This window comes from Desulfomicrobium aestuarii (assembly GCF_055385525.1).
Window position 1 is genome coordinate 3323803 of record NZ_AP042427.1, and the last position, 13433, is coordinate 3337235.

The following is a 13433-nucleotide window of genomic DNA, read 5'->3' on the forward strand; positions in this document are numbered from 1 at the left end:
GATTTCAATCTCTCTTTGAGAAGTTAGGGGAGGGAACCGGGTCGTAGCCGCCGGCGCACAGGGGATGACAACGCATGATCCGCATGAAGGCGAGGCCCATCCCCCGGAAGATGCCATGAGTCATGACGGCCTGCCGGGCGTACTCGGAACACGAAGGAGTGAAGCGGCAACACGGGGAATACAGCGGGGATATCAGGTACTGATACAGGGAAAGGAAAGATACGAATGCTCGTCTCATGCAATCTCCGGTCAGCCTACCCGGCGGTGGCCCGGGACACGATCTTCGCCATCAGGGGGCCGAGTTCCGAGGATACCTGCGCCAGGCTCAGGCTGTCCGCGCAGATGCCTCGCTTGGGCACGACGACAATGTCCGCGCGCAGGGAAAAATCGTGCTGATGGAGCCGGAAAAACTCCCGGACCAGACGTTTGATCCGGTTGCGCCGCACGGATTTGCCGACTTTTCTGCTCACCGTCAGTCCAAGACGCCAGGTCCCCCCGGCGTCTTCCCGCTCGAGAACAAAGAGGCTGAAACTCTTTGAGAAAAAACGACGGCCCCGATCAAAACAGCTCGTGAACTGGGGCCGTCTCTTCAGGCGGTACGAGGAAGGGGAGACTAGACGGCTAATCTTTTTCTTCCCTTGGCTCTTCTGCGGCGCAGGACTGCCTGGCCGTTCTTGGTCCGGGAGCGCACCAGGAACCCGTGGCTTCTTTTGCGCTTGGTGGTGCTGGGCTGATATGTTCTCTTGCTCATTTCTGTTCTCCTTCGAAAAAAGTAAACTGGGAAAATAGCCGCAAGAAAGCGACTCGTCAAGCACTCTCGTGCATGTCAACTCTGGACAATTTCATCCGCTTCACCCAAACTAGGCGGATAAAGGAGGGACCATGCATTTTCACACCCCGGACTGGGAGCTGGCGCTCTTCGCCTGGATGAATCAGGACATGCAAAATGGCCTGTTCGACGCGGTCATGCCGCTCTTCTCGAACGAGGCCGTCCTGTGGGTACTGTGCATCGCCCTGGCCGCCATGGGCCTGTGGAGCAGGCGCGTGACCCTGGCCGTGGTCGTGGGCATGGCCCTGTGCATCGCCGTTTCGGACCTGACCTGCTACCAGATCAAGGAGATCGCGGGGCGTGTGCGGCCCCACCACCGCCTGCCCGGGACCCGCTACCAGGACTCGGGCGTCTGGAAAGCGCGGCCCGCCGACTTCACGACGGACAAACGCTCCGGCTCGTCCTTCCCCTCGTCCCATGCGTCAAACGCAGCCGCGGCCACGCTCTTCCTGTACGCAGGATGGCGCAGAAAGGCCCTGTGGCTGGTGCCGCTGGCCATCGGCTTTTCGCGCGTGTACGTCGGCAAGCACTTCCCCACGGACGTCCTGGCCGGCTGGGCCGTCGGGCTCGCCGTGGGCGGCATCGTCCTGGTGGTCTACCCCTCCCTCTGCGACCGCATCCGCTCGCGGTGGATGAGGTACAGGTTGCGCAAGTAGATGACGGAACCCGTGGACTGGCCGACGATGAAGACGATGTCGCGGCGCAGGATGGCGTAGGTCAGCAGAAAAAAACTCCCCAGCAGGCTGAAATACCAGAAGCTTATGGGGATGACGCTGCGCTTCTCCTTTTCGGAGACCACCCACTGCCAGAAAAAGCGCATGAAGAAAAAGGCCTGTCCCAGAAAGCCGATGGCCAGCAGCCACCACTCGGTCGAAAAGTCCATATCCCACCCATGACGCATTGGCGCCGGATTCAGGCAAGCCCCGGCAACGCCCCTTCCGCGCTGGAGCGCGGCCGGAGGCCTTGCCCGGACGGGCCGGGGTTCATTTCAGGTTCGTGTCGGCGACATCGTAGCCGATGTGGCGCTTCTGCATCCAGCGCACGGCCAGGAGGTCGTACGCCGAGGCCCAGGCCCGGTCCCAGATCCCGTACTTCGATACGCCTTTGCTCCTGGGACGGTGATTGACGGGCACCTCCGCCACCCTGGCACCCTCCAGCTTCATGAGCGTCGGCAGAAAGCGGTGCATGCCGGTGAACATGGGAATGGAGCGGACCATTTCCGTACGCATGACCTTGAGGGAGCAGCCCGTGTCGCGCACGGTTTCCCGGCTGACCCTGTTGCGCACCCAGTTGGCGAAGCGGGAGGCGCAGCGTTTGACGAAGGAATCCCGGCGCCTGATCCGCCAGCCGATGACCATGTCCGCCCCCTGCTCGTACACATCGAGCATGGCCGGGATGTCGGCCGGGTCGTTCTGCAGGTCCGCGTCGAGGGTCACGACCGCATCGCCGCCGGCAAAACGGAAACCCGCGGCAAAGGCGGCGGACTGCCCGCAGTTCCTAGCGAAAGAGATATATCGCACACGGGGGTCGGCGGCGGCCAGCTCGCGGATGACGGACAGGCTTCCGTCGGAACTGCCGTCGTCGACCAGCACCATTTCCCACCCGCAGGTCAGCCCGGAAAGGCTCCGCGTGATCTCCAGATACAGATCCCGAAGATTTTCTTCTTCGTTATATACCGGAATTATCAGTGAAATTTTGTCGATTTTGTTCTGCATACGAAAAAAAGTGACTATAGCATTTGACAAGCCTTGTAAACCTGCATAGAAAGCTCTTCTCACATGACGCGGGGTGGAGCAGCATGGTAGCTCGTCGGGCTCATAACCCGAAGGCCGTAGGTTCAAATCCTGCCCCCGCTACCAAAGAGATCAAGGGCTTGGATGGAAACATTCAAGCCCTTTCCGTTTTGCCCAGCCCGACATATCCGCCGACATCCGGTCCAACATGGGCGGCCCTTCCTTGTCCGGCCTGCCCGCAACGATTATTTCCATGAACATGACCACAGAATCATTCGACGCACTGTCCCTCTTTTCCGGAGGCCTGGACAGCATCCTGGCCACCAAGCTCCTGCAGAGCCACGGGCACAGGGTCCTGGGCCTGCACTTCGTCAGCCCCTTTTTCGGCAAGCCCGAGAAAAAGGACTTCTGGGAGAGCGAGTACGGCATCCCGGTGGAGGTCATCGACGTCGGCCAGGAGTTCGTCGACCTCATGGCCGCCTTCCCGCCCCACGGCTTCGGCAAGGTTCTGAACCCCTGCGTGGACTGCAAGATCCTCATGCTGCGCAGGGCCAAGGAACTGCTGCCGGCATACGGCGCGAAGTTCATCATTTCTGGCGAGGTCCTCGGGCAGCGCCCCATGTCGCAGCGCGCCGACACACTGAACATCATCCGCAACGACGCCGACGTGCGCGACGTGCTGCTGCGCCCCCTGAGCGCGGGCGTGCTCCAGCCCACGCCCATGGAGGAGTCGGGCCTCGTCGACCGCTCGAAGCTCCCGTCCCTGGTGGGCCGCGGGCGGAAAGGGCAGTACGACCTGGCCAGGGCACTGGGCGTGACGACCATCCCCACCCAGGCCGGAGGCTGCCGCCTGGGCGAGCGGGAATCGGCCAGGCGCTACTGGCCCATCCTGCGCGCCTTTCCCCGGCCCCTGGCCCATTATTTCGACCTGGCCAACGTCGGCCGCCAGCTTTGGCGCGACGGCGGCCACTGGCTGGCCATGGGCCGGGAGCACAAGGACAACGAGAAGCTCCTGAAGCTGGTGCGGCCCGAGCATTACGTCTTCGTGCTCAAGAACTTCCCCGGCCCCCACGCCGTGGGCTGCCCCGTCCCCGACCGGGACTGGCCCGAGGACATCCTGGCCGAGGCAGCGGCATGCCTGGCCTCCTTCTCGCCCAAGGCCCGCAGGAGCGGAGGCGAGGTGGAGGTTGCCGTCACCCGGTTCGGACAGGAGCGGATCGTCGCCGTCCGCCCCGACGCCCCGCACGGGTTCACGGACAACGCCACCTGGCCCGCGACCAGGGCACAGCAGAAGGAATGGGAAAAAAGCCTGGGACGATGACGGCCGCCGCACGGGTCGCCTTTGGGGCCGTCCAGTCCCGACGGCCGGTCCGGCATTTTCGCGGGCGTCCTTGACGACGACCCGATAGGCCCTATCTTTTGGGGTTTACGACAACACCCACCCCTGGCCGCATCGGCCAAACAAGGAGAACGCCATGAAGATGCTCATCGTCTATCACTCCGCATACGGACACATCCGGACCATGGCCAAGGCAGCGGCCGAAGCCGCTTCCGCAATCCCCGGCGTGGAAGTGGCCCTGCGCCGCGTCCCCGAAACCCTGAACGACGAGGTGCTGGCCAAGATGGGCGCCCTCGACGAGGCCCGGGCCCAGGCCGACGTTCCCGTGGTCACGGTGGAGGAACTGGGCCAGGCCGACGCCGTGCTCTTCGGCACGCCCACCCGCTTCGGCAACATGACCGGCCAGATGCGCCAGTTTCTGGACGCCACGGGCGGACTGTGGGCGAACGGCGCCATGGTCGGGAAACCGGGCGGCGTCTTCACCTCCAGCGCCACCCAGCACGGCGGGCAGGAGTCGACCATCCTGTCCTTCCACACCTTCCTGCTGCACCAGGGCATGGTCGTGGTCGGCCTGCCTTACGCCTTCCAGGGCCAGATGCGCATGGACGAGATCACCGGCGGCTCGCCCTACGGGGCCAGCACCATCGCCGGCGGCGACGGCTCGCGCCAGCCGTCGCAAAACGACCTGGACGGCGTGCGCTACCAGGCCGCCCACCTGGCGAAAATCGGACTCAAGCTCAAAGGCTGACGGTCTGCACCAAGAGATGAACGAAGCCCCGCGGTCTGGCGATCGCGGGGCTTTTCGTTTTTCAAGGGGTTCCCGGGAGCATCGCCTCCCTAGGCCACGGCCTTTGCTCCGAAAGCCCGCCGCACGAAACGACCGGCCTTGTCCAGGTACATGTAGTAGACCGGCGTGATGTAGAGGGTCAGGAGCTGCGAGGTGATCAGGCCGCCGACCACGCACAGGCCCAGGGGCTGACGCGCGTCGCCGCCGGCGCCGTAGCCTACGGCGATGGGCATGGTGCCCATGATGGCGGCCATGGTGGTCATCATGATGGGTCGAAAGCGCACCAGACAGCCCTCGAAGATGGCCTCGGCCGGGGTCTTGCTCCCCTCCCGCTGGGCCTCCAGGGCGAAGTCGATCATCATGATGGCGTTCTTCTTGACGATGCCGATGAGCATGATGATGCCCACGAACCCGTACAGGTTGAGATCCATGCCGAAGAGCTTGAGCGTCAGGAGCGCCCCGAAGCCGGCCGAGGGCAGGCCTGACAGGATGGTCAGGGGGTGGATGAAGGACTCGTACAGGATGCCCAGCACGATGTAGATGACCAGCACCGCCAGAACGAGCAGCAGGCTCATGTTCTTCAGGGAACTCTGGAAGGCCTGGGCCGTGCCCTGGAAGCTCGCGCTGAAGGTGTCGGGCAGGGTCTGCGCCGACAGGGCCTCCACGGCGGCCGTCGCCTCGCCCAGGGACACCCCGGGGCGCAGGTTGAAGGACAGGGTCACCGACGGCAGCTGGCCCGAATGGTTCACGGACAGTGGGCCGACGCCTGTGGTCGTGTCCACGAGGGTGTCCAGGGGCGCGAGCCTGCCGTCTCCGGTGCGGACGTAGATGAGCGACAGGGCCGATGGGTCGCGCCGGTACTCGGGCAGCAGTTCCATGATGACCGAGTAGCTGTCCGTGGGCGCGTAGATGGTCGAAACCTCGCGCGAACCGAAGGCCGACTGCAGGGCCAGCTCCACCTCCCTGGGCGAAACGCCCAGGCTCGCGGCCTTGTCGCGGTTGATGAGGAGGCGCACCTCCGGGTTCTTGAGCTGCAGGTCGCTCGTCACGTCCTGCAGCTGGGGCAGCCCTTTGAGCTTCTCCTCCATGATCACGGCGTAGCGGTAGAGCTCGTCGGTGTCCGGGCTCTGCAAGGTGTATTGGTACAGGCTCTTGGAACTGCGGCCGCCGATATTGATGGCCGGCGGGTTGACCAGGAAGGTCTGGATGCCCGGCTGGGTGTTCAGCTTGGGGCGCAGCTTGGCGATGAGCTCGTCGGCGGTCTCGTTGCGCTCGGCGTGGTTCTTGAGGCGGATCATGAAGCGGCCGGAGTTGCCCGCGGCGTTGGGGCCGCCGCCGCCGACCACGGACATGAAAGTCTCCACCGCCGGTTCTCCCTGCAGCACCTCGTGCAGGGCCAGCTGGTTGCGGACCATGTTCTCGTAGCTGATGCCCTGCACGGCCTCGGTCACGCCGTTGATCTGCCCCGTGTCCTGACTGGGCAGGAAGCCCTTGGGCATGTCGCGGAACAGGACCACGCTGCCGGCCAGCACCGCCAGAGACACGAGGAAGGTCAGCACGTGATGCCGCAGGCAGGCCGCCAGGCTCCAGCGGTACAGGGCCAGCAGGCCGTCGAAGACCTTCTCCGAGGCCCTGAAGACCACCCCGTGCCGGACCTCGTGCGAGCCTTTGAGGAAGCGGGAGCACAGCATGGGCGTCAGGCTCAGGGACACGAAGCCGGAGATGAGGATGGCCACGGAGATGACCACCGCGAACTCGCGGAAAAGCCGGCCCACGATCCCGCCCATGAACAGGACCGGGATGAACACGGCGGCCAGGGATATGGTCATGGACAGGATGGTGAAGGAAATCTCCCTGGAACCGTCGAACGCGGCCTGGAGCACGGGCTTGCCCATCTCCAGGTGGCGCACGATGTTCTCGAGCATGACGATGGCGTCGTCGACAACGAAGCCCACGGCCAGGATGAGCGCCATGAGGGACAGATTGTCCAGGGAGTACCCGCACAGGTGCATGACGGCGAAGGTGCCGACCACGGACATGGGCAGGGCCATGCTCGGGATGAGCGTGGCGCGCACGTTGCGCAGGAAGATGAAGATGACGCCGACGACCAGGCCCATGGTCAGCAGCAGGGTGAACTTCACGTCGTCCACGGATTCGCGGATGGACTCGGAGCGGTCGTAAAGGACCTTGAGCTCGATGGAGGCCGGGATCTGCTCGGAAAAGGCGGGCAGCAGCTTGCGGATGTTGTCCACGACCTCGACGGTGTTGGTGCCGGGCTGCCGCTGCACGGCCAGGACGATGGCCCGCGTGTCCCCGCGCCAGCTGGCGATCTTGTCGTTCTCCACGCTGTCGACGACCTCTCCCAGGTCGTGCAGGCGCACGGGAGCGCCGTTGCGCCAGGCCACGATCAGGGGCCGGAAGGCCGCCGCGTCCATGAGCTTGCCGCTGGCCTGCACGTTCATGGCCGTGAACTCGCCGTACAGGGTGCCCGTGGGAAGGCTAACGTTGGAACGGTCGATGGCGTCGGCGACCTCCTCGAGGCCCACGTCGCGGCCGGCCAGGGCCTTGGGGTCGAGCTGCACGCGGACCGCGTACTTCTTGGCGCCGTAGACCGAGACCTGGGCCACGCCGCCGATCATGGAGATGCGCGGGGCGATGACGTTGTCGGCGTACTCGTTGACCACGGACATGGGCTGCGTGGCCGAGGACATGGTCAGGTAGAAGACGGGCGAGTCGGCCGGGTTGACCTTCTGGTACGACGGCGGGCTGGTCATGTCCGGCGGCAGCTGGCGCTGGACCTTGGCGATGGCCGACTGCACGTCCTGGGCCGCGGCGTCGATGGAGCGCTCCAGGGCGAACTGCAGGGTCACGCGCGTGGAGCCCAGGGTGTTGGTCGAACTGATGGAATCGATGCCCGCGATGGTCGCGAACTGGCGTTCCAGAGGGGTGGCCACGGTGGAGGCCATGGTCTCGGCGCTGGCGCCGGGAAGGTTGGCCGAGACTGAAATGGTCGGGAAGTCCACGTTGGGCAGGTCGCTGACCGGGAGGATGCGGTAGCTCATGACCCCGAAGACCAGGATGGCCAGCATGACCAGGGTCGTGGTCACGGGCCGGCGGATGAAGAGGTCGGCGATGTTCATTGGCCGGCCCCCGGCGCACCTTCGGCCGGGCCGCCGCCCTCGCTGCGGATGGTCACCGCCGCGCCGGGCGTGAGGCGCAGGTGCCCGTCGAGGACGATCCGCTCCCCGCCGTTCAGACCCGACTCGACGACGACCCGGTCGCCGTGGCGAAGCCCGGTCCTGACCGTGCGGTACTCCACGGTATTGTCGTTCAGGATGACGAACACGTACTCGCCCTCGGCCCCCGGGGCCACGGCCCGCTCGGGCACGAGGACGGCGTCCTGCATGGTCCCGACTTCCAGGTTCACGTCGGCGAACTGGCCGGGCCAGAGCTGCCGCCCGCCGTTGGCGAAGCGGGCCTTCAGGGTGATGGTGCCCGTCCCGGAATCCACGGCGCTGTCGATGAAAAACAGGCTGCCGGAAACGGCTTCGCTCACGCCGGCGGGCCTGGCCGTGACCCTGAGGGGCGCCTGGGCCTGGGCGGCCATGATGGCCGAAAGATGGGCCTCGGGCACGGCGAAACGCACATTGACCGGCTCGACGCGCGAGATGACGACCATGGGCGAGTCGGCGTTGGCCTTGACCATGTTGCCGGCGTTCAGCTGGAGAACGCCAGTGCGGCCGTTCAGGGGCGAGCGGATCTCGGCGTGGGACAGATCAACGGCGGCCGCCTCCACGGCGGCTTCGGCCTCGCGCAGCTCGGCCTGGAGGGCGGCCAGGGCCGTGTCCGTGGTCTCCTGCTGATCGCGGCTGATGAGGCCCTGACGCAGGAGGTCGTCGTTGCGGCGCTTGTCCTCGCCGGCCTTCTTCAGCTGGGCCCTGATGCGGTCAAGGCCCGCCCGCGCCGAGCGCAGCTTCGCCTCGAGATCGCGGGAATCGAGGGAAAAAAGCGGATCCCCCTGGCGCACGTCGCTGCCCTCCTCGAAGTGCACCTGGCGCAGGAGGCCGTTGATGCGGGCCTTGATCTCCACCACCTCGCTGGCCTCGACGGTGCCCACGGCGGTCAGGGTAACGGGAATGGAGCCGCGCACCGCCTCGCCGGCCAGGACCGGGGCGGCCTTGGCCCTGGGCTTTTCCTGGGCGGAAGCGGCGCCCGAAGCCAGGCAGCTCAGGACAAGAAGAAAAAATATGAATACGCGTCTCTTCGTCATGGGCATCTCGGGTGTTGCGGGGGAAGGGGATTGTCCGGAATGTTTTTCGACACGAAATACGGACGAAGACATGAGGGCGTCAACGCAAAGCCCCGCGGATCACCCAAAAAGTTGCGCAGTTCCTCACCTCGAATCGGCATAACTGCTGCCTATGGCCGAAAAGGGCAGGTCGAGGCCGAGCTCCGGCACCTGCCGCCCGATCCAGGCCACGAAGGTGTTGCTGTTGGGGCCGGGGAAGGCCTTGTATTCCGTGACCCACGGGTAGGACTTGGCGGCGCGGTCCACGGCATCGATCAGCTCGTCCACACCCGGCCCCCGGTGCTCCTTGAGCAGGCGGGGCGGGGCGCCGTACCAGTGGCGGTCCGGCGCGTCCCGGGCGATGCGCACCACGGGCACACCGCGGGAGGCCCGCCAGCCGACCACGTCGTAGACCGTGTACGCGTCCTCGCCGGTGCGCTTGGCCGCGACCCAGGTGTGGATGGCGAACCAGCCGCGCCAGCCCCAGGCGTCGGCGCCGTAGACATGCAGCACGGCCTCTTTGGTCGTGGCCGGGTCCGGGGCGATGCCGGCCGGCTCACGACTGGCCGTGCGCCAATCCTGGCCCGAGGAACACGAAACCAGGAGCGCCGCGACACACAACAGCACAAAACGCATCTTCATTCTTCTCCCGTCTCCTGTCCTTCAGGTTTGGCGGCCTCGAAGCCGCCGAGCAGAACCCGCACCACCTCGCTGGCCACGTACAGGCCGAACATGCCCGTCAGGTACGAAATGGACCCGATGGGCGCCCTCGGCCGGCCGCTCACGCCCTGCTCCGGCGCCTCCTCGATGACGGGCTCGTTCTTGTTGCGCGCCGCCTCGGTCGAAAAGACGCAGCGCACGCCGGACGTCACGCCCCTGCGCCGCAACCTCTTGCGGATGATCTGGGCCAGGGGGCACATGAAGGACTTGGAGATGTCGGCGGCCCTGATCTTCGATGGGTCGAGCTTGGCCGCCGCGCCCATGCTGGCCACCACTTCCAGCCCTTTTTCACGGGCCGCGACGATGAGGTTGACCTTGGAGTTGACCCCGTCGATGGCGTCCACCACCACGTCGAACCTCCCCTCCATCAGCCCGGCGACATTGTCTCCGTCCACAAACTGAATCCGCGCCTCCACGGCGCAGTCCGGGTTGATGTCCAATACCCGCGCCCGCGCCACCTCGGCCTTGGGCCTGCCGACGGTCGAGTGCAGGGCGAAGAGCTGGCGGTTGATGTTGGACGGGCTCACGACATCGTGATCGAAGAGCACGAGGCTCCCCACCCCGGCCCGCGCCAGGGCCTCCACAACATAGGACCCCACGGCCCCCAAACCGAACACGGCCACGGTAGCCCCCCGCAGACGGGCCAACCCGTCCTCGCCGATGAGCTGCATGGTCCGGGCGAATCGCATCATAACGCAAACCTCTTTTCATCTTTACGTAACATCGTGCCCAGGCCCGAGGCCTGCCGGTCCGCTTGGGCCGGGTCGCATCGACTGTCTGACTGAGCCTGGCATCGTTTGGTCAATCGTCGCCAGCCGCCCGAAGCGCAGGCTCGCGTTCGAAGGGGCGACGATTGGCCTCTACGAGGCCGGCGAAGGAGTTTCGAGGCGATCCGGCCCAAGCGGACCGGCTGGCCGCCGCGCTGCCACATCGGGGCGGGCCATGCGCCTCCCGTGGCCGTTCTGTATTCTTGGTCCGGTGTAGGGCAGGCGCGCAGGCCAGGGCAGGCACGCAGGCCTGCCCCTACGATTCATTCCGCGGCCACGACCGCGCCCTCGCAGCACCGGAAAAACATTCGCGCGTTGGCCGCCGTCCGCGCTGCCACCGCTTCCGGCTCCTCGCCCCGCAACTCCGCCAGCGCCTCCACCACCATGGGCAGATAGGCCGGCTCGTTGCGCTCGAAATCCACGCCCGCGGGCGCGATGGCCGGGCTGTCGGACTCCACCAGCAGCCTGTCGGCCGAAACCCGCACGCAGGCAGTGCGCGCCTTGCGATTGGCCGTGCGGGTGATGGAGGCGCAGATGGAGATGTGGAACCCCAGTTTCTCGAACACGGGCACCATCTCGTGAGACCCGGCATAGGCGTGGAGCATCATGGACGGCGGCCTCTGGTCCATGGCCGCGACCAGATCGGCCAGCCTCCCGAAGGCCTTGCGGCAATGGATGGTCACGGGCCGGCCATAGCGCGCGGCCAGCCCCATCTGGGCCAGGAAGACCTCTTCCTGCTCGCCGTCGTTGCGCTCGGGCAGGGCGTTGTCCAGCCCTATCTCGCCCACGCCCACGGGATTGGCGGCCACCAGTTCCTCCAGCCGTTGGAGCCACGCGGGGCCGCGCTGGCCCACGTACCAGGGGTGCAGGCCCAGGGACACGCAGATGTCCGGGTGGCTGCGGCCCAGGCCCAGGACATAGGCCCAGTCGCCCTCGTGGGTGCCGTTGCAGCACATCATGCGCACCCCGGCGGCCCGGGCCCGGACAAGGGCCGGTTCCAGGGCGTGGCGCAGGAACCCGTCCTGCAAGTGGCAGTGGGCGTCCACGAGATCAACGTTGGCGGACACGTTCCAATCAGTCACGGAAAAACCCCTGTTTTGCCTTTGCGCACCGCCTGTGCTAGCCATCGTCCATGGGGTTCTTCCCGGCACCCGAAGGAGCGGACATGCACAGGCGGCACATCGTGGTTCTGACCGGCGCGGGCATCAGCGCCGAGAGCGGCATCCCCACCTTTCGGGGTTCGGGAGGCCTGTGGTTCAAATACCGCATCGAGGACGTGGCCACGCCCGAAGCCTTCGCCCGCGACCCCGCAATGGTGCTGGACTTCTACAACCAGCGCCGGGCCCAGCTTGAAAGCGTGCAGCCCAATGAGGCACATAAGGCCCTTGCCCGCCTGGAGCAAGGGCACAAAGTCAGCGTCGTGACCCAGAACGTGGACGACCTGCACGAACGGGCCGGCTCCACGCGCGTGCTGCACCTGCACGGACAGCTCCGGCGCGCGCGCAGCTCCTTGGACCCGGACTGGACCATGGACATCGGCTACGGGCCCATCCGCATGGGCGACACCTGCCCCCTGGGCAGCCAGCTGCGGCCCGACGTGGTCTGGTTCGGCGAGCCCGTGCCGGCCATGGACGCGGCCCGCGACGTGGTCGCCTCGGCCGACGTGCTGCTCATCGTCGGCACGTCCCTGGGCGTGTACCCGGCCGCGTACCTGGCCCACGACGCCCCGGCCCGGGCCGAGATCATCGTCGTGGACCCCGAGGCCCTGGAGGGGAGAGTCCCCGGGGCCAGAATCTACCGGGAAAAAGCCGCCGGGCGCGTACCGCTCCTGGTGGATGAACTGCTCGGATAATACCGCCTGATCACGGCGGAAGGAGGACCGCATGCAGGAACTGCTGTACCTGCTCCTCATCTTCGGCGTCTGGCTCGTGCTGGTCAGATTCGTCTTTCCGAAGATAGGCATCCACGGCTGAGGCTCCATGCCCACCGGCTGCAGTTGGCAGCCAAAAGACAAGGACAAGGATAAGGACAAATCATGACTCGCGAAGCTCGGTCATGATGAGTCCCACGAAACCTCCGACCGAGCCGCGATATTCCCAGCCCAGATGCGTCCCGCAGCTGCGGCACATGGCGTAGCGCCATGCGTAGCCCGGAAACCAGGTGAATTCCGGGGTGAACCCGCCCTCGAAGCGGCACCCCGGAGCCGCGGCGAAGCACCCGACCTCGAAGAGGATGCCCGACGGGTTGAACAGGGCGTGGCCGTGCTTTCCGTTCACATCGACCCGGTCGCGCACGCGGGCCACGGTCTGGCCGCAGGTCCGGCACAGCAAAACCCTTTCCCCGGGCTCATCGGGGAATTCCTGATCCTGGTCAGCCAGGACCGGGCTGTGTCCTGGACTGTCGGCGCTTCGAAAACAAAGGGGCAGCGGCGCGAACATGCCGGGAAAGTACCCCAGACACCCTTGAAAGCAAAGAGGTTCGCATGAACATGCTCGCCGTGCGCACGGCCCAGGCCAGCCTGGCCGCGCGCATTTTCGAATCCCTCGCGAACGCTGTCGGCGCGGACCAGGCCCGAGCCGTCCTGGCCGACGCCATCCAAAAGGACGCCCATTGCGCAGGCGCAGCCTTCGCGCGCCTCGCCCCGCAGGCCCCGAGCCTCGCGCACTTCGCCACGGTTCTGGAGCGCTGGCGCGAAGGCGGGGCCCTAGCCATCGAAGACGTGGCCCTGGCCGGGAACACCCTGTCCTTCGCCGTCAAGGACTGCGCCTACGCCCGGGCTTACGCGGACATGGGCCTCGATCTAGAACTCGGCTTCATCCTGTCCTGCTCCCGGGACGAACCCTTCGCCCACGGGTACAGCCCGCGGCTGTCCATGGAGCGCTCCCGCACCATCATACAGGGCGCGCCCGCCTGCCTCTTCACCTTCTCCTGGGCCGGGTGACCCGCTCTCCCGGCCGATCTCCCTTCCCG

16 protein-coding genes and 1 tRNA gene are annotated in these 13433 nt (G+C 66.1%); 6 read left to right on the forward strand and 11 right to left on the reverse strand.

Annotation, left to right across the window (positions count from 1 at the left end):
• Positions 1 to 4: 4 nt before the first annotated feature.
• The 3 genes from yidD to rpmH are packed head-to-tail and all read right to left on the reverse strand — an operon-like array spanning position 5 to position 751.
• Positions 5 to 238 carry a membrane protein insertion efficiency factor YidD gene (gene yidD / locus ACZ5AC_RS15330; protein ID WP_464248441.1) on the reverse strand — a complete coding sequence of 78 codons (234 nt, stop codon included), beginning with the start codon at positions 236 to 238 and terminating at the stop codon, positions 5 to 7.
• A 16-nt stretch (positions 239 to 254) separates the two neighbouring features.
• Positions 255 to 626: a ribonuclease P protein component gene (gene rnpA, locus ACZ5AC_RS15335; protein ID WP_464250619.1), complete on the reverse strand. Its 372-nt coding sequence runs from the start codon at positions 624 to 626 to the stop codon at positions 255 to 257.
• Positions 614 to 751, reverse strand: a complete 138-nt coding sequence (gene rpmH, locus ACZ5AC_RS15340) for a 50S ribosomal protein L34 (RefSeq protein WP_015775318.1) — start codon at positions 749 to 751, stop codon at positions 614 to 616. The genes rnpA and rpmH overlap by 13 nt, the downstream gene beginning before the upstream one ends.
• Before the next feature lie 131 nt (positions 752 to 882).
• Here rpmH and ACZ5AC_RS15345 point away from each other — a divergent pair, with 131 nt between their 5' ends.
• Positions 883 to 1485, forward strand: a complete 603-nt coding sequence (locus tag ACZ5AC_RS15345; RefSeq protein WP_464248442.1) for a phosphatase PAP2 family protein — start codon at positions 883 to 885, stop codon at positions 1483 to 1485.
• Here the strand turns inward: ACZ5AC_RS15345 and ACZ5AC_RS15350 are convergent.
• Together ACZ5AC_RS15350 and ACZ5AC_RS15355 are read right to left on the reverse strand one after the other, a co-directional pair.
• Complete coding sequence (locus ACZ5AC_RS15350) at positions 1425 to 1712, reverse strand: lipid-A-disaccharide synthase N-terminal domain-containing protein (RefSeq protein ID WP_464248443.1); 288 nt, start codon at positions 1710 to 1712, stop codon at positions 1425 to 1427. The genes ACZ5AC_RS15345 and ACZ5AC_RS15350 overlap by 61 nt on opposite strands.
• A 100-nt stretch (positions 1713 to 1812) precedes the next feature.
• Positions 1813 to 2544 (reverse strand): glycosyltransferase family 2 protein, encoded by a 732-nt coding sequence (locus ACZ5AC_RS15355; protein ID WP_464248444.1) that lies wholly within the window; start codon positions 2542 to 2544, stop codon positions 1813 to 1815.
• Positions 2545 to 2611: 67 nt separating this feature from the next.
• Between ACZ5AC_RS15355 and ACZ5AC_RS15360 the strand changes: the two genes are divergently transcribed.
• The 3 genes from ACZ5AC_RS15360 (at position 2612) to wrbA (ending at position 4649) form a co-directional block, all read left to right on the forward strand.
• Positions 2612 to 2688: transfer RNA gene (locus ACZ5AC_RS15360), tRNA-Met, on the forward strand.
• Between the two features lie 127 nt (positions 2689 to 2815).
• Entirely contained in the window at positions 2816 to 3883 is a 1068-nt protein-coding gene (locus tag ACZ5AC_RS15365; RefSeq protein WP_464248445.1) for a tRNA(5-methylaminomethyl-2-thiouridylate) methyltransferase, read from the forward strand.
• Between the two features lie 154 nt (positions 3884 to 4037).
• Entirely contained in the window at positions 4038 to 4649 is a 612-nt protein-coding gene (gene wrbA, locus ACZ5AC_RS15370) for an NAD(P)H:quinone oxidoreductase (RefSeq protein WP_464248446.1), read from the forward strand.
• 89 nt (positions 4650 to 4738) lie between these two features.
• On the opposite strand, the gene ACZ5AC_RS15375 is transcribed toward wrbA, so the two are convergent.
• The 5 genes from ACZ5AC_RS15375 to ACZ5AC_RS15395 all read right to left on the reverse strand — a co-directional run bounded on the left by ACZ5AC_RS15375 (position 4739) and on the right by ACZ5AC_RS15395 (position 11545).
• Positions 4739 to 7828 (reverse strand): efflux RND transporter permease subunit, encoded by a 3090-nt coding sequence (locus ACZ5AC_RS15375; protein WP_464248447.1) that lies wholly within the window; start codon positions 7826 to 7828, stop codon positions 4739 to 4741.
• Positions 7825 to 8958 (reverse strand): efflux RND transporter periplasmic adaptor subunit, encoded by a 1134-nt coding sequence (locus ACZ5AC_RS15380; protein ID WP_464248448.1) that lies wholly within the window; start codon positions 8956 to 8958, stop codon positions 7825 to 7827. The genes ACZ5AC_RS15375 and ACZ5AC_RS15380 overlap by 4 nt, the downstream gene beginning before the upstream one ends.
• Before the next feature lie 123 nt (positions 8959 to 9081).
• Complete coding sequence (locus ACZ5AC_RS15385) at positions 9082 to 9618, reverse strand: DUF3750 domain-containing protein (RefSeq protein WP_464248449.1); 537 nt, start codon at positions 9616 to 9618, stop codon at positions 9082 to 9084.
• Positions 9615 to 10388 (reverse strand): tRNA threonylcarbamoyladenosine dehydratase, encoded by a 774-nt coding sequence (locus tag ACZ5AC_RS15390; protein WP_464248450.1) that lies wholly within the window; start codon positions 10386 to 10388, stop codon positions 9615 to 9617. The genes ACZ5AC_RS15385 and ACZ5AC_RS15390 overlap by 4 nt, the downstream gene beginning before the upstream one ends.
• A gap of 338 nt (positions 10389 to 10726) precedes the next feature.
• Positions 10727 to 11545, reverse strand: coding sequence for a TatD family hydrolase (locus ACZ5AC_RS15395; protein ID WP_464248451.1), 819 nt, complete (start codon positions 11543 to 11545; stop codon positions 10727 to 10729).
• An 83-nt stretch (positions 11546 to 11628) separates the two neighbouring features.
• Here ACZ5AC_RS15395 and ACZ5AC_RS15400 point away from each other — a divergent pair, with 83 nt between their 5' ends.
• Positions 11629 to 12315 carry an SIR2 family NAD-dependent protein deacylase gene (locus ACZ5AC_RS15400; protein WP_464248452.1) on the forward strand — a complete coding sequence of 229 codons (687 nt, stop codon included), beginning with the start codon at positions 11629 to 11631 and terminating at the stop codon, positions 12313 to 12315.
• Between the two features lie 181 nt (positions 12316 to 12496).
• On the opposite strand, the gene ACZ5AC_RS15405 is transcribed toward ACZ5AC_RS15400, so the two are convergent.
• Entirely contained in the window at positions 12497 to 12901 is a 405-nt protein-coding gene (locus ACZ5AC_RS15405; RefSeq protein ID WP_464248453.1) for a cereblon family protein, read from the reverse strand.
• Between the two features lie 44 nt (positions 12902 to 12945).
• Between ACZ5AC_RS15405 and ACZ5AC_RS15410 the strand changes: the two genes are divergently transcribed.
• On the forward strand, positions 12946 to 13404 hold the full coding sequence (locus ACZ5AC_RS15410; protein WP_464248454.1) for an L-2-amino-thiazoline-4-carboxylic acid hydrolase: 459 nt from the start codon (positions 12946 to 12948) through the stop codon (positions 13402 to 13404).
• The last annotated feature ends 29 nt before the right edge of the window (positions 13405 to 13433 follow it).

Coding starts and splice junctions, on each gene's coding strand:
- yidD (WP_464248441.1), bottom strand. CDS start 238: ATGAGACGAGCATTCGTATCTTTCCTTTCCCTGTATCAGTACCTGATA.
- rpmH (WP_015775318.1), bottom strand. CDS start 751: ATGAGCAAGAGAACATATCAGCCCAGCACCACCAAGCGCAAAAGAAGC.
- ACZ5AC_RS15345 (WP_464248442.1), top strand. CDS start 883: ATGCATTTTCACACCCCGGACTGGGAGCTGGCGCTCTTCGCCTGGATG.
- ACZ5AC_RS15350 (WP_464248443.1), bottom strand. CDS start 1,712: ATGGACTTTTCGACCGAGTGGTGGCTGCTGGCCATCGGCTTTCTGGGA.
- ACZ5AC_RS15355 (WP_464248444.1), bottom strand. CDS start 2,544: ATGCAGAACAAAATCGACAAAATTTCACTGATAATTCCGGTATATAAC.
- ACZ5AC_RS15365 (WP_464248445.1), top strand. CDS start 2,816: ATGAACATGACCACAGAATCATTCGACGCACTGTCCCTCTTTTCCGGA.
- wrbA (WP_464248446.1), top strand. CDS start 4,038: ATGAAGATGCTCATCGTCTATCACTCCGCATACGGACACATCCGGACC.
- ACZ5AC_RS15375 (WP_464248447.1), bottom strand. CDS start 7,828: ATGAACATCGCCGACCTCTTCATCCGCCGGCCCGTGACCACGACCCTG.
- ACZ5AC_RS15380 (WP_464248448.1), bottom strand. CDS start 8,958: ATGACGAAGAGACGCGTATTCATATTTTTTCTTCTTGTCCTGAGCTGC.
- ACZ5AC_RS15385 (WP_464248449.1), bottom strand. CDS start 9,618: ATGAAGATGCGTTTTGTGCTGTTGTGTGTCGCGGCGCTCCTGGTTTCG.
- ACZ5AC_RS15390 (WP_464248450.1), bottom strand. CDS start 10,388: ATGATGCGATTCGCCCGGACCATGCAGCTCATCGGCGAGGACGGGTTG.
- ACZ5AC_RS15400 (WP_464248452.1), top strand. CDS start 11,629: ATGCACAGGCGGCACATCGTGGTTCTGACCGGCGCGGGCATCAGCGCC.
- ACZ5AC_RS15405 (WP_464248453.1), bottom strand. CDS start 12,901: ATGTTCGCGCCGCTGCCCCTTTGTTTTCGAAGCGCCGACAGTCCAGGA.
- ACZ5AC_RS15410 (WP_464248454.1), top strand. CDS start 12,946: ATGAACATGCTCGCCGTGCGCACGGCCCAGGCCAGCCTGGCCGCGCGC.